This is a genomic window from Paenibacillus sp. FW101-FHT12H11, from assembly GCF_058790355.1.
Window position 1 is genome coordinate 64,053 of sequence record NZ_JBYTCO010000004.1, and the last position, 20,724, is coordinate 84,776.

Genomic DNA, 20,724 nt, shown 5'->3' on the forward strand with positions numbered 1-20,724 from the left:
CGTTAATCCGCTTGCGCCAGCAGGGGGGCGACCTCCGATTGGCTGCGCATGCGTTGTTTGAATTCTTTGGGCGAGCATTGATTATGCCGCTTGAACAGCTTGTAGAACTGCGCCATATTGAGGATGCCTACCTCAAAACTGACTTCCATCATGCTGAGGTCTCCTGTTAGCAGGAGGCGCTCGGCTTTTTTGATGCGCTTGTAATTCACGTAATCCACGAAGGATATCCCCATCACTTTTTTGAAATACTTAATAAAGTAATGATAGCTTAAATTGAGCAAGGAGCAGACGTCTTCAACCGTAATTCGCTCACCGAGATGATTGTCGATATAATCAAGCGCCGGGCGCAAACGAGCGATGCCTGAATCCTCCGCAAGCGCGGACAGATCACGATTGTCATTGCGTAACATAAGCAGCAGCAGGTTCTTGATCGCTGCGCTGATGGCCAGCTCGTAACCAATTTTGCGGGATTGCGACTCTTCAAAAATCTGCAGAATAAGCTCATAAGCGGCTTGCTTCACGGCCGGATTGCTCCGGAAAAGCTCGTTGAACTGCTCTAGCGGATGCGTCAGTTCCGAGAAGCAATGCAGGTAAGGCATCGTACTTAGGTCAAAATGCTGCTTGAGATCAATTTGGAAAACGATCTGCCGCAAGGCGCCGGCGGAGTATTTGTACGTCCGATGGGGCTGGGAGGAACCCAACACGATGACATCTCCTGCGGATAACACGGCAAGTTCATGTTTGGTTTGAATAGCCAGGAGGCCTTCCATGACGACCAGGAACTCAACCTGCTTATGCGAATGCCATAGCCAAGGCGTTGGGACGCCGAAGTGAACGGAGTCGGAGCCAAGCTCCCATATTTTTAGGAAAAGCAGCGGGTTCTGATAAATGACTTCTTCATTGACAATTTCGGAGAAAGCGCTATGTGCGGATTCCATGGTTTCGTATACCTCGCAATAGGGTAGGACATTTTTGAATATGTAAAATGACGTTGCAGATAAGGTTTATCAAGAGAAAGTATAACATTGTTTACTTACCGATGACACTATTGAATAATAAATAGGCACAATCTCGCCTTTCATTCCGGGAAGGGACGGACTATACTCACATTATGAATGAATACGCTATCTTGGAGGGAATAAGAAGATGAGTCAAAAGCTGAAAGTAACGGTTTGGAACGAGTACCGTCATGAAAAAGAAAGTGAAATTGTACGCGCCGCCTATCCGGACGGCATTCATACAGCAATTGGCGAAGGCATCAGCGGGAATGTAGAAGTCACTTATGCGACTCTGGACGATGCCGAGCACGGTTTGACAGAAGAGGTTTTGAATAACACCGATGTTCTTATCTGGTGGGGACATAAAGCGCACGACCAAGTGCAAGACGAAATCGTAGAGCGCGTTCAAAAGCGCGTATGGCAAGGCATGGGGCTAATCGTGCTGCACTCCGGACACTTCTCCAAAGTGTTCAAGAAGCTGATGGGCACATCCTGTGATCTCAAATGGCGTGAAGCGGACGAAAAAGAGCGCATTTGGGTTGTTGCGCCAGGTCATCCAATCGTGGAAGGCATTGGGGAGTACATCGATCTCGAAGCTGAGGAAATGTACGGAGAACACTTCGATATCCCGCAGCCGGATGAGCTAATCATGGTTTCCTGGTTCGAAGGTGGAGAAGTATTCCGCAGTGGTTGCACGTTTAACCGTGGAAACGGGAAGATTTTCTACTTCCGTCCAGGTCATGAGACATACCGTACTTACTACAATGAGCAAATTCGCCGCGTAATCTCCAATGCGGTTCAATGGGCTGCTCCGTCCACACGTGAGTATCCGAAATACGGCAATCATAAGCCGCTTGAAGAAATTAAAGCGAAAGTTAAAGCTTAATACGAATAGGGGTGCCCGGTTGGTCTTTTTGCAGACTCGCGGGGCACCCCTTTTTTGTATTTTTGAAGGATGGTGAAGACGTTTATTCTTGTTTCCAGATAGGGATATGAAAATAAAGGATCAAGAATGTGACGACCACAACAGAAAGAAGCAGCCCGGCAGCTCGATGGCTATGAAGCAGTCTGATGGCCAAGAACATGAAGAAGTAAAAAGCAATCGACCATATAAAGTGCCACCCATGCTGATAAGTGATCCGGCCATAAGCATACCACAGATATTCAAGCGCCGAATAACCGATTACCCATAGGAAATAGTAGATCACTTGGTTGCGTTTGGCGGCAGGAAAGAAAGCTAGATACACCAGTGTTGTACTTGGGAGCAGCACGAAAGTGTTAACAAGGTCGGCTGTTTTGTGGTTTAGCAACAAATCAGGGTGAAATGACCAGATCATGTGATCATGACACAGGAAATTGTAAAGCAAATTGCAAAAAGAGACAAAAAGCATGACGTCGTAATATTTGTTCCACTGCTTATAGGCTCGAGAAACAATTGCAGCTATAACAAAAAGGAGATTTGTAATTAAAATCACGTAAAAGGCCCCTAGACATGAGTCGTAAATGTAGGGTTAGTTTCTGCAATAGTGTAAAATTTTACACGTGCTGGGGAAGGGGAACTATGGGGCGCTATTTTGGTTATAGCCATCCTTTTTCCAGTTTTGAGGGAACTGCAGGGTCTTATTTCTCATCACCAAGCTGAATTAGTGCCATTATTAGCAAAATAGAGGATCGTAGTTCCTTTAGATATGTCAAATAGCGGTTTCTGGAACAAATAGCGCCCCGTAGTTCCTCTGCGTTCTAGATTTTCCTGCTAGCACTCATACTAACATTCGCCATCCTTCGCATAACGCCCCGCAATAGCGATAAGCCGTCTAACGCCATCCCGTAAATGCTCCTCATTCACGAAGGAATAGCTTAAACGGATCCAGGAGCTCATCTCTCTGAGCGGATCGCAGATCACGCCAGGAACGAAGGAGACCGATTGCCGGAGGCACTCCTCCAACAGCTGCTGGGCCGGGATATGGTCCGGGAGCTGGATCCATAGGTTGAAGCCGCCTTGTGGGCTAACCCAGCGCCATCCGGTGGAGGCTAGCTCCCGCTCAACAATTTCTTTTCGGATCTGCAGGGCAATACGCAGTTTCTCCAAATGCTGCTGCATTCTAGGAGATTCGAAATAATGCAGGAACATTTTCTGATTAACGAGCGGTGTGCCGTTGTCAGCTAATGATTTGGCCGTAATGAGTGATTGGATGACATGCGTGCCTCCCATGACGGCACAAATTCGCAGCCCAGGCGCGATATATTTGCTAAAACTGCGGAGATACACGACCCAGCCTTCTGTGTCATAAGTCAGCATTGGCGAAGGAGGAGGTTGGTCCAAGTACATCTCGTGAATGGCGTCATCTTCGATCAGCAGACAGCGATAGCGTTCAGCCAGATCAACGAGCTGCTTGCGCTGTGCGGCCGGAACCGTGTACCCGGTAGGATTATGAAAGGTAGGATTCATATAAAACAGCCGTGGTTTATGCTTCTCCATAAGCTTCTCGAGTTTCGCCAGATCATAGCCGTCCTGGCTGATCTCGACAGGAATAAACCGCGCTCCCTGCTGGCGGAAAATATCAAGCGCAGCACTATATGTCGGCCGCTCAACCAAGATCGGATCCATGGGGCGGATATAGATCCGCGAGATGAGGTCGATGGCCTGCTGACCGCCTGTGGTAATCAAAAGATCGCTCGCAGCGAGCTGGAGATTATGATGCCGAACCATGTAACGGCAGAGATACTCGCGAAGCTCTTCATCCCCTTGTGCGTTGGAGTAGGTACCCATGAGCTTTGGATAAATGTCGAAAACTTTTTTCACATGTTCGGACAAAAAAAGATTGGGCAGCAAGTTGGGATCGATCAAAGCTTGTGAGAATTGGTACGTGACAGGGATTTGCTGAATTTCGGACAAGGAGTTTTTTAGAGCGTTGGACGTGGTGAACGAACGACCTTTTTCCGCATGCTCTGTACGGGATTGCTCCTCTGTCTTGCAGGGACTTACGTAATAACCGGATTTCTCTTTGACGTAAACTTTCTCATGCTGCTTCAGCATCTGATAAGCACGAAAAACGGTCAACCTGTGCACCTGCAGCTCTTCGGCAAGACGCCGGATGGAGGGGAGCTTGTCATGGGCTTGCCACTCGCCGCGATCCATGCGGGTAACCATATACTCATAAGCTTGCCTGAAAAGCAGATTAGCTTCTTTTCCAGATGTTCCTGGCGTCTTCATCCGATTTTCCCCCTTTGTTTCCTCTATGATACAACAATCATTGGAAAACTGTTCTAGTGTCATGCATCTGTTCTGTTGCTTACCTAGTATGATACATACCAAGAGGGGGAACAGTCATGATTATTTTTAATTATTTGCTTATCTGTCTAATTTTTGGAACGACATTTCTGGCGATTAAGGTCGGGGTGGATGCGTCAGCGCCGCCATTTTTCTCAGCAGGCTTGAGGTTTTTTATTGCAGGGATGCTTTTGTTCGGCTGGTTATTGTGGCGGAAAAAAGCGACCCTAGCTCTTTTATTTCGTAAAGAGATGCTGCTTACAGGCATCGGTCTCACATTCGGCACATTCTCAACCTTGTACTGGGCGGAGCAATATGTTTCATCCGGGATTGCGGCCGTCTTATCCGCTACTGGACCGATTATGATTCTCGTGCTCCAAACCTTCGTATTGCGTCTGAAGACGACAAGGCTCTCTGTATTTGGCTGCATACTCGGCTTTGCAGGTATTATCATCCTTTTGCTGCCACAACTTGCGGTATCCGCCAACATCATTTGGGTGATCGGGAGCGTGGCGATTCTGGTCGGAGAACTGTTCTATTGTATGGGAGCTCTATATTCGAAAAAGGTCATTCAGCAATTTCCTGAGGCATCGCCGATTGCGCTGAACGCGGCGCAGATGATATGCGGTGGGTTGCTGCTGCTGATTCTTTCATTTTTTACAGAACCCGTGGACGTTCAAAGCTTATTTTCTCCAAAAGCGGCCGGCTCTCTACTGTATTTAATCGTGATTGGCTCCATGGTGGGACATAGTCTGTTCTATTGGTTAGTGGCCAAAACGAATCCTGTATTTCCAGCGACATGGCTGTACATTTCTCCATTGATTGCCCTGGCGGTGGGGGTCGTGTTTTATGGGGAGAGCATCAGTTGGGTTACAGCCGTAGGCGTGGTAACCGTCATTGCCGGGACGATTTGTGCGAATCTGGATAGCTTGAAACCATTGCTGCAACGGCGAAAAACGGCGTGATTACGAAGGGTAAGTTAATTGCGTTCTCTTTCATATGAAACAACATTTATAGAAATAATAACCACAGGAGCACAGGGTTGAACGGAGGCACCACAAGTTTGATGGAATGGAGCTAAGTGATGGGTCACATAACAGCGTTGATTGTTTCATATTTACCTGTAATCATGGCCTTGTTATGCTTGATTGCAGCTTGGTTTTTCGGGGATTGGAGAAATTGGAAGACCTATTATCCAACCATTCTTTTTGCCATCTGCGTGGATTTTCTCGTCAGCCTTCTAAGCTATGATTATTCACTATGGGTTTTTCATAAATCCGCGGTAACGCCTAATCATACCATCGCAGATTTTATGATTGCTTTTAGCAATCTTCCCTGCATAGTGATGGTGTACTTGCACAAATATCCTTTTAAGTCGCGTCCACTGAGGCAAGTTATCTATATCGGCATTTGGTCGGCTGTATTTACCTGCGTTGAAGGACTATTTCTGTTAATAAAAATGCTTACCTATCATAACAACTGGAATTTTTGGTGGTCGATCGCGGTCTGGGTTTTCATGTTCATTGGGCTGCGGTTGCATTTTACGAGGCCGCTATGGGCGTGGTTGCTGTGTGTAGCAGGTGTGGTTTTCTTAATTCTTTATTTCCATATTCCGATTGCTAAAATGAAGTAAGGCAGCATGCTTGATGTCACGATTATACCGCATCAAAAGCAAAAAAGAAGGAGAATTCTTCATTCTCCTTCTCCAGAGGGTAAAACTAGACACGAATATCCAGATTTCCACCCAAGTTTGGTTGAACACTTTGTTGCATCATTTGTACCATTTGCTGAGCTTGTTCCGTGGATTGATCCTTAGCCATGCTAAGAACCCGTATTTGTACAGCTTGAGCCAAGCTGCCTTGAGCTGCGGACATTGAGATCGCAGGGATGTCCATGAGTTTCCTCCTTTATGATTGATGGGGTTACAGGTTATATATCGGAATATAAGCGGCAATTTCTTAGCTTAAAGCAAGGATGAATAATCCTTGCTTTATTATTTTATGGTGTTAATATTCAGGAATAAATATCACTTATGTTTTGTAGGTGACCACACATCGAAAAGCTTATAGACGGTGCAAAAACAACAGCAGGAAATCGATCGATTTCTATTCCCCCAGTAGTCCTTGCTGCTTTAGAAATAATAGATTAGATAGATAGTCTAGCTATCATCATTACAGTGCCAAAAATTATAGCGATTATTCCGCCTATTCTTGTAAGAGTTAAGTAGGTATCACTCGGCTCAGAATCACCATTTACTTTCCATCCTTCTTTTAGATACCAAGCAAAAGAAGGAAAAAAGGTATTTGCAAGTCCAATTGCAATAAACAGAATTCCAGCGAAAGTAATCAATGAATCAACCTCCAACAATAGCTAATCATTTCTAATGATCAAGTATACAATCAAGCCAATGAGTGGAAAAAATAAAAGTCCAACAAGAACGATGATTGCAAATTCGTTACTTTTACCTCTTCTGATGGAATCGCGGTAAGCCCAGACACATAACGCTATATGGATCATGAAGAAAAAGAGAATGAAAAGAACCCCTACAAGTGAAATCAAAACCAGATTAATCACCTCTTATTCAATCGTAGTTTTTAATTAATACGCTGGGGCATCCTGGAAAGTTCCGTATACGGACGAACGCCGACTGAATACGGAAGGACATGAGGAGGGACGGACATGCAGAAATGGGTTAAGGTCTGCTTCACCAAAGAACAGCACGATAAGTGGAAAAGTGGAAACGGACAGGCGATCGGATAAGAGATGCCTTCTTTTAATTGGTTAGAGGGCAAAACGTGCAAGGATGAATAATCCTTGCTTTTTTTATTTTATGGTGCTAATATTCAGGAATGAATATCACTTATGTTTTGTAAGTGACCACAAATTGAATATTGAACCTTCGGGGCAGGGTGCAATTCCCTACCGGCGGTGAGGATACGTGTAGATGTATCTCAAGCCCGCGACTCCCGGCCTGTTAGGCTGGGACTGACTTGGTGAGAATCCAGGGCCGACGGTTATAGTCCGGATGGGAGAAGGTGAAAAACAGCTTGTCAAAAACTTAGGTTTTTGACAGGTCTGTTTGTCAATGCCCCCGCTGATCATAGAGCGGGGGCATTGTCTCTTTTCAGAGGGTTCAATTCAAAAAATCCTTAGGAGGTTTTTGAATTGGAAAATGCATTTAAGTTAGGAACAAAACACGCGAATGTGGTTTCAGCTCGCTCAGGAGGCATCAGCGGAGTTTGGTATGTGGCGCTGGGAGCTACGCTTTGGGGGCTTGACCCGCTTTTTCGGATCTTGTTGTTAAAGAGCTTTTCCTCCGCGCAAATTGTATTTATTGAGCATTTGCTCCTTGCCTGCTATGCGGTGCCAATACTCATGAAGTACCGGAAAACCTTGATCGGTAAGCTGTCGCTAGGCGTCATCGGCGCGTTGCTGTTCATCTCCTGGGGCGGCTCGGCGATAGCAACGATTTTGTTTACAGCGGCATTCTCGCATGGGAATGCGAACGCGATATTGCTTTTACAGAAATTACAGCCCTTATTCGCTATTATTTTAGCTCGCGTAATGCTCAAAGAGACGTTGCCTTCTAAATTTTTTGCTTATATCGCGGTGGCGCTGCTAGGCACGTATTTGCTGACATTCGGCTTTTCGTCCCCAGAGATGGGCCTCAAGGATCTAGGAACTATAAGCTGCCTATTCTCTATTCTTGCAGCTGGCTTATGGGGCGGCTCGACAGTCATGGGCAAGTACTTGCTGCAGAAAAAGCTCGATTTTCCAATTGTTACTTCGCTGCGCTTCCTGCTTGCCATCCCATTGCTGACGGTCGTACTTGTGGCTAGCGGCGACGCCTGGCACGTAACGGGAACTAGCGGCGGCTTAATACTTATTGCCGTTAACCTTTTGTTCCAAGCGTTTTTCCCGGGCCTGCTCTCCATGCTCCTCTACTATAAAGGGTTGTCCTCGACCAAGGCGTTTTTCGCAACGTTGGCGGAGCTAGCGTTCCCAGCGGTTGGCGTCTGCGTGAACTGGCTTGTCTTCGGGCAAAAGCTGACCGTAGGACAGCTCGCCGGTTTCATCGTAATTTGGCTCACCTTGTGGGTCATGAGCCGCAATCAGAGCAAAGCTGCGGTATAAAAAAAGAAAGAGGCTTTCCCTCGGTCACATGACGACCTTGACCTTGGGAAGCCTCTTTTGTTTGCCCACTTCTCAAATCCAAGTACCCTCAGGAAACCTTCGGGACCTTGAGTTTGCTATCCATTTGCGCTGTTTCCCCAGGCTCAAGGTAAAAGGAAACCCCGCCTCGCTCGTTCGCGGCGCGCACCGTCATACCGTGATGGTCCATGATCTGCTTCACGATGGCAAGACCGAGCCCGAACTGGCCGTCCCCGCCAGAACGGAAAGGCTCAAAGAGGCTGTCCGCGATCGCCTGATCGAGCGGCGGACCATCGTTGCTGATCTGCAGCCGCGAGAATCCGGCTGCAGCTTCCGCACCATCGCCACTAGATGGCGGCGTGAGGAGAATCCGGATGCCGCTTTTGGCATAGCGGAGCTGATTGTCGAGCATGTTCTCCAAGGCGATTTTCCACTGATCGGGATCGCCATGCAAAGTAGCGGGGGGGAGCTCTATCTCCCACTCGATTTCAGGGCGGCGATAGCGCAGCCGTTCAACGACATCTTCGATGACCTCGTGCAGCTCGAAAGGGCGGGACGGCTTCTCGCGAGCGGTGACATAATTCAGCTTGTTAAGCAGCAGAAGGTCGCGAATCCGCTTCTCGAGTCGCTCGCCCTCCTTCAGAATGACGCCCAAACTTTCGCCTAAGGTCCCTTTCGGGAAAACGCCGTCGAGAATGGACTGGGCATAGCTGCGGATCACCATGACCGGGGTTTTCAGCTCGTGGGAAGTGTGCTGGAGGAAAAATTGCTGCGCCTTGTCTTGGCGCACGAGACGCTGCCGCATCGCTTCAATCGCTTTGGCCAGCCGTCCCACTTCATCTTTACGCCCAGTTTCGATCGGGTCGTGCCAATCTCGTTCAGCCATACGTCCAACGTGTTGTTCCATCTGGACGAGCGGACGAGTGAAGTAGCGGGCGATGATCAGACAGGGCAGCCATGAAATCACGATGAGACCAACCATCATCAGCATAAGTCTGCCAAACATGGTCATGACCAGGTCGTTGCGATAATTGCCCCAGGCATAGGAGACGATAAAGTTGGGTTGGCCCTGAACGACCTCTTTGCGAATCACGTAAAAGATACTTTTCTTATCAATAATGGTCGTATATTTGGCAACGGGCTGTTTTTGGGCAAAAGCATCCTGTTCCATGGCTTGCATGAACGGCTCGCCGCTCGTAAACGCCTTGTTAAGGGCCAGTGACTCTTGGGTTCCACTAATCGTAAAATGACGGATTGCAGGGGCGCTCAAAGTTGCTGTAAAAGGAGACATCACTTTGGTTGCAATGGATGCTTCCAATGGAATAATAGGAGTAGCACTGCTCATCTGCACACTAGCCGCAGCTGGCATTGTTTCTAAGGCATCAGCATCAGGGACAGCCTGATCGATAGGTGTTAATGCTTTTACGTCCGTTATGATATTCGTCATTTGCGTGGTTGTACCCTTTGCAGCCAGCTTTAGGGTCGGTGTCGTCAACGTCGTTGCTTCCATACGAAGCCCGCTTTGTGTATCCAATAAAATATCATACAGCTGCTCTGTAAAAAATCCCTTCAACGTCCAAGGCAGGAGAACAGCCAACAGCGTAAAAATGAGCAGCGTTAAAGCCGCGAATGCTCCCCAAAGCTTCATGGCCAGCGGCCATTGTCCTAATCGAAGCGTCATGCTTTCACCATCCTGTACCCGTATCCGTATACGGTTTCTAAACGCAGCTCCGGCAGCTTGCGGCGAAGCCTTCGTACCAAATCATCCACGACCCGGTCTGTTCCGAAGTAGTCGATTCCCCAAACAGCTTGGAGCACTTGTTCACGCTCCAGCACTTGTCCATGATGGCTTACCAAATAGAGCAGCAGCTCAAATTCCTTGGAGGTCAGCTCCAGCTTGCTGCCATCCTCAGCAGTTACGGTGCGCGCTTGCTCATCGATCAGATAAGGAGCCACATTCAGCTTCGTGCGGCGTTCCAGCTGGGCAGGCATCAGGCCGGCAGGGTGTCCGCCGTACACGCGCTCCAGCAGCTTACGAGTGCGAATGACGAGCTCTCGAGGTAAAAAAGGCTTGGCCAAGTAGTCATCGCTACCCATCTCCAGGCCAACGATCCGATCAATATCCGCGTCTCGCGCCGATATGAAAATTACGGGCTGTGCCGGCTGATCCGCCTTAATCTCGCGCATGAGTTGATAGCCGTCTACACCAGGGATCATGATATCGAGGACCCACAAGTCCGGCCGCTCGGATATGGCGGATCTTGCCGAGGTCCCGTCAGCGAACGAACGCACTTGCCACCCCTCTTTCTCCAAATAGGCGGCCAGAACGCCCCTGAGATGTTCTTCGTCTTCTACTAAATGAATGCGATACATGCAGTTTCTCCTTCTTTCTAATCAGCGATGGGAAAAGGTGGAGCCGTTCGCAGCATTTTGCGTTCGGTCCACCGGAAAGGTTGACTTATTTTTCATATCTATATTAGAAAGTTATTTAACTTCTTCAGCTTTCTCTTCTGTTGCAGCATCTGCTTTGGCAGCTTGCTCTTTCATTGTTTTTGCAAGGTTGCGCAGCGATTCCGTTTCTTTTTTGTAATCTGTGAGCAGTTCAGGCAGCAGGCTTTGAATAGTTGCTGCATCGTCAGCTTCGACAGCTTCCGTTAGCTTTTGCTGGCGCTTGAACGCCTCGGAAGGTTCCGCTTTAATTATATCACCAGAGATAGCTGTTCCCTCAAGTGGAAGTGCTTGGATGGTCGCGGTAGCATCCGCGCCGTCTTTTTTAATAATGGTGAACATCTTAACGTCTTTACTTGGAACTAGTTGAGTCGCTTCGCCGTCAGGTGAAGCTGGAACCGCCTGAGCAGGATCGAGTTTGAACATTTTAGTTTCCAATGTACCTTGGGAAGCCGGCTGAAGAGTAGCTGCGCTTTTGATCACCATTGTTTTGGCAAAAGCAGGTTTCGGCATCTCGCTTTCCGCTTGTTTCCGATCCTCTAACGCTTGTTTCCATGAAGTCAAGCTCTCCGGAGCATAGTTGCTGACCAACAGCTTCAAATAGTTACGCTCATGAGCTGGTTGCAGCAACAGGCCGCTTGAGCTTGTGCGCAATTGAACCGCGCTGGTTGCCATTACCGGTGTTGCTGATGTGATTGCAGTGCTTGCTTTGGTATCTGTTGTAGTCGTGTCAGCCGCTGATGCGCTGCCTACTGCTCCGAAAGCCATTGTTACCATAAAAGCTAGCAGACTAGCTTGACTTGCGCGACGTTTCCATTGTGTTTTCATTGTAGAAAACTCCTCTCGATTTTGGGTATGTAGGTGAGGTGCCTCTCCCTTACAACCTAAATGTACCGTAAGATTATGGACATCCTATCGTAACATTGTGGGAAATTATGTGTTGGCTTTACGGCTGCTGGAGCTTTGATATGGAGCGTGCAGGGGTTCATTGGACGTAATCTAATGTAACTCGTATTTGGAGATTCCTATTGGTTATGTCATTGGATAGATTCCAACGAGATGGCATGGAAGGGGGCAAAATCAAGTAGGATTAGGTGGTTCCATTGGAATTCATCCAATGAAAAGTATTATTTTGCGGCTTAATTGGCCGATTCGTTGGATTTCATCGAAGTAAGGTGTTAAATGTAATGTCGAAAATGTAGTAAACTGTATGCTGAAACAGAATAAACAGGGGAGTGTCTACATGAAAGAAGTGCTTTTAGGGCCTGTCGAAAGTTTCACCAAGCTGCCCGCAGAAGTTGTGTTCGATAAGAACTTGTATTGGTTAATTCAAGCTGAGGATCAAGCAACGTACCGGCTCGTCTCCAGCCGATGCCCGCATGCCGGCGCTATTGTGGAGGCTGAAAAGGGGGAATTCGTGTGTTCGATGCATGGCTGGACATTCGATCTTCACTCAGGCGCATGCCTGAACGTGCCGACCAAAAGCCTTACGGCCTACGACGTTACTGTCAAAGAAGGCCAGCTTATTGCGCACGTGTAAAACAAAAGGACCTGCCTTATCCGTCGAACGGTTAGGCGGGTCCTGATTTTTTTATAAATTCAAATGCAGTTTACGTGTGTTCAGCATCCCGTCCAGACCGGTAGGGTCTTGGCTGACTTTATATTGTACAAAAGCTTCCGCCGCCTCTGAAGTGCGAATGCGCAGCGGTTTCGGATCCATTTCCATCAGTTTCACCATGACTTCGGCGACCGATTCCGACGTTTGGGGCACCGAGTTCCGTTTGGAGAAGGCGTCCAAATATTGCGTGATGATAGGTTTATATTCATCATCGAGAATCCCGCCGGTTTGTTGGACATGCCCGAGGACCGTCTGGTTAAAATTAGTGGCAATCGCGCCGGGCTCAAGCAGCGTAACATCAATGTTGAAGGTTGGCTTGTAGTAGGTGGCTAAGCTTTCTAATAAGCCTTCAACGGCAAATTTTGCCGAGCAATAGATTTCATTGAAAGGTTGTCCCACCAGCCCGCCAACGCTTGTTGTGGCTACCAAATGCCCGGCGTCTGATTTACGCAAAAGCGGAAGCCCGGCGCGGATCGTATGCATAACCCCGTATACATTCGTATCATAAACCCGATGAATATCTTCCATCGTCGCTTGTCCTAATGCTCTTAAAAAACCAAAGCCGGCATTGCAGAACAGGACATCCAAGTAACCGTGATTACGGTCGATCTCGGCAAATGCTTTTTCCAGCGACTCAGGGCTTGTTACTTCCATATCTATAAAATGAAGATTGGCAAGGTGCCCATGTTGCTCCCGATCACGGTCCACATGGCGTGTTCCGGCATAAACAATCCAGCCTAACTTTGCAAATTTCTGGGCGGTCGCTAATCCGATGCCAGAGGAGGCGCCGGTAATCGCGATAACTTTGCTTTTGCTCATCATTTCTCACTCCAAATGTTAATTTATTAAACTGTTTAATAACTATACATTATGTTAATTCAATAGAATAGTCAAGACATTTAAAAAATCCCAACGCTGGAAGGTCGGGATTTTCGTGCTATAGCGGCAGCTTCTCCAATAGCTTTTTGAGCTGCGCAAGCTCGTCTTCGGTATAAGGCGTGAAGAGCTGTTCAATTTTGTTATTATACGCTTCCAAGATATCGTTTATAAGTATATTTCCTTTGTCCGTTACTTGCAGCAACAGGCTTCTGCGGCTAGTAGGATGAGGCTTGCGAATCACTAGTTCCTGCTCCTCTAATTTATCCAGCAGTTGGGTAATGGCTCCCCGAGTCAGGCCAAATTCATTCGCCATATCCACGGCGATGCAGTCCGGATGCTTGCGAAGAAACTCTAGCGCATACATCATGATCGGTGAAATGTGAAAATGGGGGAGCACCTGCGTCAAATAGGAGGAGAGGGCATTTTTAATTTCACGAAATTTGTACGTGATGAGGAGATCTTGGTCCATGGTTTAGCCGCCCTTTTTGTTTAGTATCTATACATTATAGCAAGGTCATACAGGGGATCCAAGCTGCCGGAAGGAAAAAAAGAGACCCACAGCAACGGGCTGCAGGTCTTAAGTATATATATTTTAAAGGGGGGTTGAGACTTATTATAGGCCCAGTTCATTAAAAGCAGATGAAAAACACATTTCATTTTCATTACATTTTTTCTAATGATAAAATAGAGAGATCAAGGAAGGGCGGGGAACGCTTTTGAAGCATTATTCCATGCGATCACATTTGACGGTAACGTTTGCTATCATGGCAATGATTCCGGTTCTGATTCTTGGCACCTTTCAGGTTTATCAAATTACGCATATTACGCAGGAGTCCAATAGGAACCAAGAGCTGACGACCTATCGTCTCGGGGACGCAGTGCAGGATTATATGTACTATCACCGCAATGCGGTTGAAACGCTGGCGGCCACGATTTCAGCCTCGGATGCGGCCTTTCGGACGCGCGAGAGCTTGACGTTGAAGCTGCAATCGCTGCAGCAGAATTTGGCGGGCTTCTCAGGTATATATGTGGTTGATCAAAATGGCTTTATCAAGGCTACGCATACCACAGCCAATGATTCGCTGATCGGCACAGATGTGAAAGACCGGGACTACACCAAACGGGTGCAGACCGCCCGAAACACCATCATCTCGTCGCTTTTCCTCGGACCAGAGGGGTTGAACCAGCCGGCTGTCGCCATTGCCGTACCCATTTATAAAGGAAATAAACAGCCTGATGGCTTTGTGCTTGCTGTGCTGGAGCTTACGCCGATTAAGGAGCTTGTGACGAAGTACGATTACGGCAAAGAAGCGTATCCGGTAGTACTGGATCATGCGGGCAAGCCGATCTATCATCCCAATGAGGCATTGACCGCAACATTGGCGGATTTATCGCAGGAGCCAGTCGTTGCAGACGCACGGAGTCAAAAGCAAGGCGAAGGAACCTATGCACTTAGCAATTCCAAGCAAAAAGAACTGATTACTTACAAAGCCATCCCCGACATCGACTGGATCGTTTGGGTGAGCAAATCCAAAGCAGCGGTTAATGCCGCTTTTACAGAGTCGCTAAGCATTACGATCTTCCTGTTGGTGGTTACGCTTATTTTGACAGTGCTGCTGGGCAGTCTTTTGGCGAAAAGGTTGAATGGCACCATCCATGCTTTGGTTGGATACACCCAGCGCCTGGCAGGAGGAACCTTCGTAGAGCCGGACAGCAAGGTCGTTCCGCAAGGGGCGCCTCTGGAGCTGCAATTGCTGGCGGACGATTTCTTCAAGATGGCGGAGCAGATCAAAGAGAATCAAGGCGCGCTGCTGCAGCTCAACAGTGAGCTGGAGGACCGTGTCGAGGAGAGGACCCAGCGGCTGCAGGATGAGCATGCGACTTTGAATGCGGTGCTGGAGAGCATGTCGGATGCCGTCGTTTTGATCGATATGGCGCATCAAGTGGTGTATGCCAATCATCGGATGGCCGAAATTTTCTCTATTCCGATGCCTGAACTGGCGATAATGCAGGAATCGGCGTTGTTCGACCGTATTGCGCTGCTGCTGCCTGAACGGCGGGATGAACTGGAGAAGTTGACCGCGGGACCGAGGGTACAGGGAACTTTTACCGTAAAAAGCGCACAAGGCAAAGAACGCTTTATGATGGTATCGGCTTTTCAGGTGGCTAGGGAAGGACGGGTTTTTGGCCGAGGTTATGTGTGGCGCGATATGACAAAGGAGCATGAAATCGATGCTTTGAAAAATGATCTGATCTCACTTGCCTCCCATGAGTTCAAAACGCCCATCACCAGCATACGCGGCAGTGTTGAAACGCTGCTTCGAGTCGATGCGAAGTGGGAAGAAAGCTTTAAACAGGAGCTGTTAGAGGGCATTCATGAGGATATCGGGCGCATTCAGGATCTGATTGACGACTGGCTGGACATCTCCAAAATCGATTCCGGCGCGATGCGAATCAATCCGCTGCCGCTTCGTGTGGAGGCTGTTGTCGAAAGCGCGATGAGAAGACTTCCGCAGCAAGCGAACGACATGCATACGCAATTTGAGGTGAACGTGGCGGAGGATACGCCGCTAATCTATGCGGATAAACTGCGCATGGAGCAGGTGCTCGTGAACTTGTTCACCAATGCCGTTCGGTACAATACGCAGCATCCGATTATCCGGATTACGGCTCATGCGGATGAACATTTTGTGTATGTAGACGTGCAGGACAATGGCATTGGCATCGCTGCGGAGCACGTGGACAAGCTATTTGACCGGTTCTACCGGGTGGATGTTTCTTCGAGAAGCCAATCCGGAGGGACAGGGCTGGGGCTGGCGATCTGCAAGGGCATCATGGATGCGCACGGCGGAGAAGTTCATGTGGCAAGCAAGCTTGGTGAGGGAAGCACATTTACTCTCTCCATACCGAGGTTTCTAGGGGAGGAGAACGGACATGAACAAGAAGAAAATCATGATCGTCGATGATGAACCGAAAATTGTACGTTTTATTGCGGCGAATCTCAAATCGTTGGACTTTGAAACCTTAACCTGCCAAAACGGGGCAGAAGCGTTGGAGAAAGCTGAGGAGTTCGATCCGGATTTAATTTTGCTCGATCTGATGATGCCGGGCATGGACGGATTCGATGTGTTAAAAAGGCTGCGCTCCTACTCCATCGTTCCGGTCATCATGTTGACCGCGCGCAGCAATGGAGCGGACAAAGTGCAGGGGCTTAACCTCGGGGCGGATGACTATTTGACCAAGCCATTTTCCTTAGACGAGCTCTTTGCGCGAGTGAATGCCGTGCTGCGGCGCATGGATGGCCGCATGGCCCCGCCGGTCACCACGAGCGAGATCACGCTCGGCCCAGTGACCGCGAACCTCGCCCAGCGCCGTATTTGGCTGGGCGACACCGAGGTGAAGTTCACGGAGACCGAGTACAACCTGTTTGCGCTGCTTTTGCAGCATGCGGGGAAAGTCATGACCCATGAGCAGCTGCTCAGCGAGGTTTGGGGAAGCGAGTACCGCGACGAGGTCGAGTATCTGCGGGTCACCATCGCCCGCATCCGGCAGAAGATCAAAAGCGCAGCGGAAGGCGCCGCGGCCGAGCTCATTGCAACCTACCCGGGGGTAGGTTACATGGCGAAGCAGGAGTGAAGGGAGAAGCCCTCTCGTCTGATTGTTATCAGATGAGGGGGCTTTTTGTTTGGGGTTGCAGAGGAGTTAGGGGAACTACCGTCCTCTATTTTGGCGATTACTGGAGGGTTGGGATTCGGTAGGGAACTACAGGGCCTTATTTGCACGGAAATTCTGGGTTTCCCTTCGAAATCGTGCAAATAGCGGAGCGTAGTTCCCTCCCGTTCGAAAAAGGGTGCTTTTCGAAGAAATAGCGCCCTGTAGTTCCTCTCAAATGTAGCTAGAAGCGCCGAGAGCGCCAGAGTTCATGCATGCTCTGGCATCATCTAACAACTAAAGTTTGCTTCAGGGTTGGTAATTCATACTTTTTATTCGTATTGTTATCCGATATATCAAAATTAGCGACGGCCCATACTTCATACTCTCCAGCGACATCTATGTTGAAGGTGTATGGTTCAACAACGGTTCCTTTTGAAGGAATACCCCGTACCACACCAAGGCTTGTGATTGGATAGTGATTTATGATTTTTCCCTTTTTATCTGAAATATAAAATGTAAATAGCTGTTCGCCATGCGTAATGCGTATTTCGCTATCCTTATTGTTTGTAAATTTTGCTTCAAGTTTGAAATCTGTGCTTTTATTTACGTTACTAGGACTTGTGAGTCCAACAGTATATTCCGTATTCGTAGATTCAGCGTTTTCTGAACTAGTTTCCTTGATATTGACGGTTTGAGATGTGCAGCCTAAGATGCTAAATAAAGCGAATATGGTGAAAAATAAAACGAAATGCTTCAAAAATCTCACCTCCTTGATGATTACTGGCACATTGTAATGACGCTTTTCGATTTGGAATGTTGCATTAATATGGGATTAATTCCTAAACGCAATGAAAAGGCGTTGCACAATACATGCAACGCCTCCTATATTTCCAGCTCACTCCGAAAGCAGCTGCACATCAAGCGGATAATCCGGCACCTCGAAATCGCGAACAGCGCCAGAGACGAGGTCCACCACAGTCATCCCGTTCCAGCCAGTATCTGCATAAGTGACGCCGCCGGTAAGGTAGGCGTAACGCCCATCCGCGCTCGAGGCGACCATCTGGTGCATCCACTCCAACGGGATTATTTTCTCCGCGTACGTTTCAACGTCGAGCACCGTCAAGTTAGGCTTGCCGGTTGCGCTTCCCGCAGCACCAATGCCGACGATGAGCAGCTGCTTGCCATCCGCTGTCAGGGCTACGCCCTCTTGGTGCGTGTTGCCTGTCAGCGGCTTCGTCTCGTACTTGCCGCTAGTTGGGTTAAGCACGACCAGGCCGCGCCCCTGATACGGCAGGAGCAGGCGGCCATCGGCGCGAACCGCCGCGTAGTGCGGCTTCTCGAAGCCGCCCTTGCCGAACGGAGCCACTTCAAGCGTGCGAGCCTTTAGCTGCACAGGATCGACAGCGGTCACGGAGTAGGAATCGTGATCGATGCTGTAGACCTCCCGGCCGTCTAGGCTGGTGACCACATCGAACGGCCGAACGCCAACAGCGACACTGCCAGTCATGGCGAGTTTCTCCGCATCCATGATCTCCAGTTGGCTTTTCATACTTCTGCCCCCACCAGTCAAGTACACGCCGACATAGACGAATTTACCGTCAGGAGATACGGTAATTCCCATCCCGCCGGGACGGTACTCACCAAATTGAGGCTTGCTGATAGCGTCAGCTGCCATATAAGGCACTAACGCAACGCGTTTGCGCTGCTGCGTATCCACGACAGCAACACCTTCCGCGGTGGAGATATAGGCGCGATGATTAGGACCTTCGGCAATGGCAAAAGGCGCCTTGCCAACCGTCAGCTTTTCGAATTGACCCGAGGCTGGATCAAGGAAAGACATATAATCACTCTTGGAGTGAGTTACGAGTAGGGTTGATTGTGCCTTTGACACAGGCACTTTAGGAACAGGTACTGTTGTGGGTGTTGGTGTTGGTGTTGGTGTTGGTGTTGTTGTAGATGTAGATGTAGATGTAGATGTAGATGTAGATGGTGGTGTTGCCGTTGGCATCGCAACAGGCGCAGGATTCGAACTGCAGCCAACCATGAAAAGAACTAACGTCATCATGGAGAATAACGTACGATTTTTGAAAAGCATAGATCGATCACCTCGTTGGAATAAATGGTAGAACAAAAGGAGCACCTCATTCAAGGCACTCCTTCCCAATACGTTTCATAAAAATTTATTTCGCTACAGTCAAACTTACTCCCGCAGCCGTAGCCCACTTGCCTTCTGGAGCGACAGTATAAGTCATACCCGGCACAAGCTGGCCGTTATTTAGCAGAGCAAAAGTACCTACAGCACCTTTACGCGTGGTAATCGTGTATTCTGCTGTCAGAACAGTACCGTCTGTCCCTGTCAAAGTAACGCGGCGTGAAACGAAGATTTCATCCTTTGGATCCTGGGAAAGGGTCACATTAATCGTTTTCGCATCCACTGCAGAGGCGGATTGGATCTTCAGCGGCGCGATATCTTTCGCTGTAAATGTAGCATTTTTCAAAGTAGCCCAGTCCGCAGATACCGTGTAAGTCACACCTGGCTTCAACGTTTCGCCATTAGGCAGAAGGAATTTAGGTGCTTGACGACCATCTGTTGCCTGTGTGAAAGGCAAATAGGTTGCAGTCATTGGTGCACCGCCCTCAGGCGTAATTTGTACCTCACGGTTCCGCATCGAAGAAAGAATTTGATACGTCATGCCCTTGTATTCGTTCTTGTCATTCACGATAAAGGAGCCTGGACGTCCTTTGGCATAGGCTGCAATAACGTAACCGTAGTCCGCCACGCCATCCGTCAAATGAGACTCAACCTCAAAAACGTCATTGGCCACTTGCTGCGTGGAATCCAGAGCAATTTTCTCTGTGCTCGCGGTAAAAGTTCCGGCAAGCTCGCCTTTATAAGTTAGTGTGTAGGTGGTACCGGCTTTTTGTGTTGGAACAGGAACGATGTACGTCGAAGTGGAGCCTGTTTTTAAACGTGGAACGTTGTTAATAGCCAAACCATTGTCAAAAACAAAGTTTTTGGAAGCAGGTTCAAGTTCCAATTCAGCCGTAGGAATCGGTGCCGAGAAGGTGACTTGCAAGGTTATTGCGTTTAAAACCTCCAGCTTGGTCACATGAATAGGAGCTAATTGCTGCGCTTCGAAAATGAGTAGAGCGGCCTGACCACGTGTCACGGAGTTACCTGTCAATGACGCATAACTCGGTAGTTGCTGTACTGCGGCTGCATCAACTTTTAACACCTTTGCAAAAACGTTTGCCAACTGCTCGGATGAGATTGTTGAGCTACCTTGGAACTGACCGTTAGTAGATGAGATAGCTCCTACAGATTCAAGGGCAGCAGCGTAAGCGTAGAACCAGTCTCCTTTTGCTACATCGCTAAATGTAGTTGTTGCCGCTGTGTCCACTTTGATGTGTAGAGCGAGTGCGGCCATTTTGGCGATTTCAGCGCGAGTTACTGCCTGATTAGGAAGAAAGCTGTGATCCTCATATCCGGAAAGCACTTGTTGTTGAGCCAGTTGTTCAATAGCTGCTTGTACTTTGGAGGAATTTGCAGCATCAGCGAAAGGGTTCGCAGCCAACGCATTGAAAGGTAGAATGGCGGACAAGCCTACAGTTGCTGTAATGGTCAAAGCGGCTATTACTTTTTTGTTGTTTTTCATCTATAACACTCCTGTTCGATATAATGGTGTTGCTAGGTTTACATAGTT

Annotated in this window: 21 protein-coding genes and 1 riboswitch; of the genes, 7 read left to right on the forward strand and 14 right to left on the reverse strand. The window is 48.4% G+C overall.

The window, feature by feature from the left end:
* Positions 1 to 2: 2 nt before the first annotated feature.
* Positions 3 to 938, reverse strand: coding sequence for a helix-turn-helix domain-containing protein (locus AC3WTJ_RS13905; RefSeq protein WP_492522285.1), 936 nt, complete (start codon positions 936 to 938; stop codon positions 3 to 5).
* Positions 939 to 1,146: 208 nt separating this feature from the next.
* Between AC3WTJ_RS13905 and AC3WTJ_RS13910 the strand changes: the two genes are divergently transcribed.
* Positions 1,147 to 1,884, forward strand: coding sequence for a ThuA domain-containing protein (locus tag AC3WTJ_RS13910; RefSeq protein WP_127456857.1), 738 nt, complete (start codon positions 1,147 to 1,149; stop codon positions 1,882 to 1,884).
* An 82-nt stretch (positions 1,885 to 1,966) separates the two neighbouring features.
* On the opposite strand, the gene AC3WTJ_RS13915 is transcribed toward AC3WTJ_RS13910, so the two are convergent.
* Together AC3WTJ_RS13915 and AC3WTJ_RS13920 are read right to left on the reverse strand one after the other, a co-directional pair.
* Complete coding sequence (locus AC3WTJ_RS13915) at positions 1,967 to 2,473, reverse strand: CBO0543 family protein (protein WP_492522286.1); 507 nt, start codon at positions 2,471 to 2,473, stop codon at positions 1,967 to 1,969.
* 290 nt (positions 2,474 to 2,763) lie between these two features.
* On the reverse strand, positions 2,764 to 4,212 hold the full coding sequence (locus AC3WTJ_RS13920) for an aminotransferase-like domain-containing protein (RefSeq protein WP_492522287.1): 1,449 nt from the start codon (positions 4,210 to 4,212) through the stop codon (positions 2,764 to 2,766).
* 116 nt (positions 4,213 to 4,328) lie between these two features.
* Between AC3WTJ_RS13920 and AC3WTJ_RS13925 the strand changes: the two genes are divergently transcribed.
* A complete protein-coding gene (locus tag AC3WTJ_RS13925; RefSeq protein WP_492522288.1) occupies positions 4,329 to 5,234 on the forward strand; it encodes a DMT family transporter in 906 nt (301 codons plus the stop codon).
* Between the two features lie 119 nt (positions 5,235 to 5,353).
* On the forward strand, positions 5,354 to 5,902 hold the full coding sequence (locus tag AC3WTJ_RS13930) for a CBO0543 family protein (RefSeq protein ID WP_492522289.1): 549 nt from the start codon (positions 5,354 to 5,356) through the stop codon (positions 5,900 to 5,902).
* Positions 5,903 to 5,987: 85 nt separating this feature from the next.
* On the opposite strand, the gene AC3WTJ_RS13935 is transcribed toward AC3WTJ_RS13930, so the two are convergent.
* The 3 genes from AC3WTJ_RS13935 to AC3WTJ_RS13945 form a co-directional block, all read right to left on the reverse strand.
* Positions 5,988 to 6,164, reverse strand: a complete 177-nt coding sequence (locus tag AC3WTJ_RS13935; RefSeq protein ID WP_492522290.1) for a YjfB family protein — start codon at positions 6,162 to 6,164, stop codon at positions 5,988 to 5,990.
* A gap of 250 nt (positions 6,165 to 6,414) precedes the next feature.
* Positions 6,415 to 6,618 carry a DUF6199 family natural product biosynthesis protein gene (locus AC3WTJ_RS13940; RefSeq protein ID WP_492522291.1) on the reverse strand — a complete coding sequence of 68 codons (204 nt, stop codon included), beginning with the start codon at positions 6,616 to 6,618 and terminating at the stop codon, positions 6,415 to 6,417.
* 21 nt (positions 6,619 to 6,639) lie between these two features.
* Positions 6,640 to 6,786, reverse strand: a complete 147-nt coding sequence (locus tag AC3WTJ_RS13945) for a PLDc N-terminal domain-containing protein (protein WP_492522696.1) — start codon at positions 6,784 to 6,786, stop codon at positions 6,640 to 6,642.
* Between the two features lie 374 nt (positions 6,787 to 7,160).
* Positions 7,161 to 7,310, forward strand: a riboswitch (FMN riboswitch).
* 124 nt (positions 7,311 to 7,434) lie between these two features.
* Here AC3WTJ_RS13945 and AC3WTJ_RS13950 point away from each other — a divergent pair.
* Positions 7,435 to 8,403 carry a DMT family transporter gene (locus AC3WTJ_RS13950; RefSeq protein WP_492522292.1) on the forward strand — a complete coding sequence of 323 codons (969 nt, stop codon included), beginning with the start codon at positions 7,435 to 7,437 and terminating at the stop codon, positions 8,401 to 8,403.
* An 88-nt stretch (positions 8,404 to 8,491) separates the two neighbouring features.
* On the opposite strand, the gene AC3WTJ_RS13955 is transcribed toward AC3WTJ_RS13950, so the two are convergent.
* The 3 genes from AC3WTJ_RS13955 to AC3WTJ_RS13965 form a co-directional block, all read right to left on the reverse strand.
* The gene (locus AC3WTJ_RS13955) at positions 8,492 to 10,102 is read right to left on the reverse strand and encodes a HAMP domain-containing sensor histidine kinase (protein WP_492522293.1); all 1,611 of its coding nucleotides are present in this window, start codon (positions 10,100 to 10,102) and stop codon (positions 8,492 to 8,494) included.
* Positions 10,099 to 10,794 carry a response regulator transcription factor gene (locus tag AC3WTJ_RS13960; RefSeq protein ID WP_492522294.1) on the reverse strand — a complete coding sequence of 232 codons (696 nt, stop codon included), beginning with the start codon at positions 10,792 to 10,794 and terminating at the stop codon, positions 10,099 to 10,101. The genes AC3WTJ_RS13955 and AC3WTJ_RS13960 overlap by 4 nt, the downstream gene beginning before the upstream one ends.
* A gap of 111 nt (positions 10,795 to 10,905) precedes the next feature.
* Positions 10,906 to 11,697, reverse strand: coding sequence for a hypothetical protein (locus AC3WTJ_RS13965; protein WP_492522295.1), 792 nt, complete (start codon positions 11,695 to 11,697; stop codon positions 10,906 to 10,908).
* Between the two features lie 415 nt (positions 11,698 to 12,112).
* On the opposite strand from AC3WTJ_RS13965, the gene AC3WTJ_RS13970 reads away from it, so the two are divergent.
* Complete coding sequence (locus tag AC3WTJ_RS13970; RefSeq protein WP_127456847.1) at positions 12,113 to 12,409, forward strand: Rieske (2Fe-2S) protein; 297 nt, start codon at positions 12,113 to 12,115, stop codon at positions 12,407 to 12,409.
* Positions 12,410 to 12,460: 51 nt separating this feature from the next.
* Here the strand turns inward: AC3WTJ_RS13970 and AC3WTJ_RS13975 are convergent, their stop codons facing one another.
* Both AC3WTJ_RS13975 and AC3WTJ_RS13980 read right to left on the reverse strand, forming a co-directional pair.
* Complete coding sequence (locus AC3WTJ_RS13975) at positions 12,461 to 13,306, reverse strand: SDR family oxidoreductase (RefSeq protein ID WP_492522296.1); 846 nt, start codon at positions 13,304 to 13,306, stop codon at positions 12,461 to 12,463.
* 118 nt (positions 13,307 to 13,424) lie between these two features.
* Positions 13,425 to 13,835 carry a MarR family winged helix-turn-helix transcriptional regulator gene (locus tag AC3WTJ_RS13980; RefSeq protein ID WP_492522297.1) on the reverse strand — a complete coding sequence of 137 codons (411 nt, stop codon included), beginning with the start codon at positions 13,833 to 13,835 and terminating at the stop codon, positions 13,425 to 13,427.
* A 247-nt stretch (positions 13,836 to 14,082) separates the two neighbouring features.
* Here AC3WTJ_RS13980 and AC3WTJ_RS13985 point away from each other — a divergent pair, with 247 nt between their 5' ends.
* Positions 14,083 to 16,332: an ATP-binding protein gene (locus tag AC3WTJ_RS13985; RefSeq protein WP_492522298.1), complete on the forward strand. Its 2,250-nt coding sequence runs from the start codon at positions 14,083 to 14,085 to the stop codon at positions 16,330 to 16,332.
* Positions 16,301 to 17,002 carry a response regulator transcription factor gene (locus AC3WTJ_RS13990; protein WP_492522299.1) on the forward strand — a complete coding sequence of 234 codons (702 nt, stop codon included), beginning with the start codon at positions 16,301 to 16,303 and terminating at the stop codon, positions 17,000 to 17,002. The genes AC3WTJ_RS13985 and AC3WTJ_RS13990 overlap by 32 nt, the downstream gene beginning before the upstream one ends.
* 301 nt (positions 17,003 to 17,303) lie before the next feature.
* Here the strand turns inward: AC3WTJ_RS13990 and AC3WTJ_RS13995 are convergent, their stop codons facing one another.
* From AC3WTJ_RS13995 to AC3WTJ_RS14005, 3 genes are all read right to left on the reverse strand, one after another.
* A complete protein-coding gene (locus AC3WTJ_RS13995; RefSeq protein WP_492522300.1) occupies positions 17,304 to 17,777 on the reverse strand; it encodes a hypothetical protein in 474 nt (157 codons plus the stop codon).
* A 138-nt stretch (positions 17,778 to 17,915) separates the two neighbouring features.
* Entirely contained in the window at positions 17,916 to 19,115 is a 1,200-nt protein-coding gene (locus AC3WTJ_RS14000) for a YncE family protein (RefSeq protein ID WP_492522301.1), read from the reverse strand.
* 85 nt (positions 19,116 to 19,200) lie between these two features.
* A complete protein-coding gene (locus tag AC3WTJ_RS14005) occupies positions 19,201 to 20,676 on the reverse strand; it encodes an S-layer homology domain-containing protein (RefSeq protein ID WP_492522302.1) in 1,476 nt (491 codons plus the stop codon).
* Between the last annotated feature and the right edge of the window lie 48 nt (positions 20,677 to 20,724).

Bases quoted from the DNA above. Each gene is read 5' to 3' on its own strand.
- AC3WTJ_RS13980 (WP_492522297.1), bottom strand. From the start codon at position 13,835: ATGGACCAAGATCTCCTCATCACGTACAAATTTCGTGAAATTAAAAAT.
- AC3WTJ_RS13970 (WP_127456847.1), top strand. From the start codon at position 12,113: ATGAAAGAAGTGCTTTTAGGGCCTGTCGAAAGTTTCACCAAGCTGCCC.
- AC3WTJ_RS13990 (WP_492522299.1), top strand. From the start codon at position 16,301: ATGAACAAGAAGAAAATCATGATCGTCGATGATGAACCGAAAATTGTA.
- AC3WTJ_RS13945 (WP_492522696.1), bottom strand. From the start codon at position 6,786: ATGATCCATATAGCGTTATGTGTCTGGGCTTACCGCGATTCCATCAGA.
- AC3WTJ_RS13960 (WP_492522294.1), bottom strand. From the start codon at position 10,794: ATGTATCGCATTCATTTAGTAGAAGACGAAGAACATCTCAGGGGCGTT.
- AC3WTJ_RS13965 (WP_492522295.1), bottom strand. From the start codon at position 11,697: ATGAAAACACAATGGAAACGTCGCGCAAGTCAAGCTAGTCTGCTAGCT.
- AC3WTJ_RS14005 (WP_492522302.1), bottom strand. From the start codon at position 20,676: ATGAAAAACAACAAAAAAGTAATAGCCGCTTTGACCATTACAGCAACT.
- AC3WTJ_RS13955 (WP_492522293.1), bottom strand. From the start codon at position 10,102: ATGACGCTTCGATTAGGACAATGGCCGCTGGCCATGAAGCTTTGGGGA.
- AC3WTJ_RS13930 (WP_492522289.1), top strand. From the start codon at position 5,354: ATGGGTCACATAACAGCGTTGATTGTTTCATATTTACCTGTAATCATG.
- AC3WTJ_RS14000 (WP_492522301.1), bottom strand. From the start codon at position 19,115: ATGCTTTTCAAAAATCGTACGTTATTCTCCATGATGACGTTAGTTCTT.
- AC3WTJ_RS13975 (WP_492522296.1), bottom strand. From the start codon at position 13,306: ATGAGCAAAAGCAAAGTTATCGCGATTACCGGCGCCTCCTCTGGCATC.
- AC3WTJ_RS13905 (WP_492522285.1), bottom strand. From the start codon at position 938: ATGGAATCCGCACATAGCGCTTTCTCCGAAATTGTCAATGAAGAAGTC.
- AC3WTJ_RS13910 (WP_127456857.1), top strand. From the start codon at position 1,147: ATGAGTCAAAAGCTGAAAGTAACGGTTTGGAACGAGTACCGTCATGAA.
- AC3WTJ_RS13935 (WP_492522290.1), bottom strand. From the start codon at position 6,164: ATGGACATCCCTGCGATCTCAATGTCCGCAGCTCAAGGCAGCTTGGCT.
- AC3WTJ_RS13920 (WP_492522287.1), bottom strand. From the start codon at position 4,212: ATGAAGACGCCAGGAACATCTGGAAAAGAAGCTAATCTGCTTTTCAGG.
- AC3WTJ_RS13925 (WP_492522288.1), top strand. From the start codon at position 4,329: ATGATTATTTTTAATTATTTGCTTATCTGTCTAATTTTTGGAACGACA.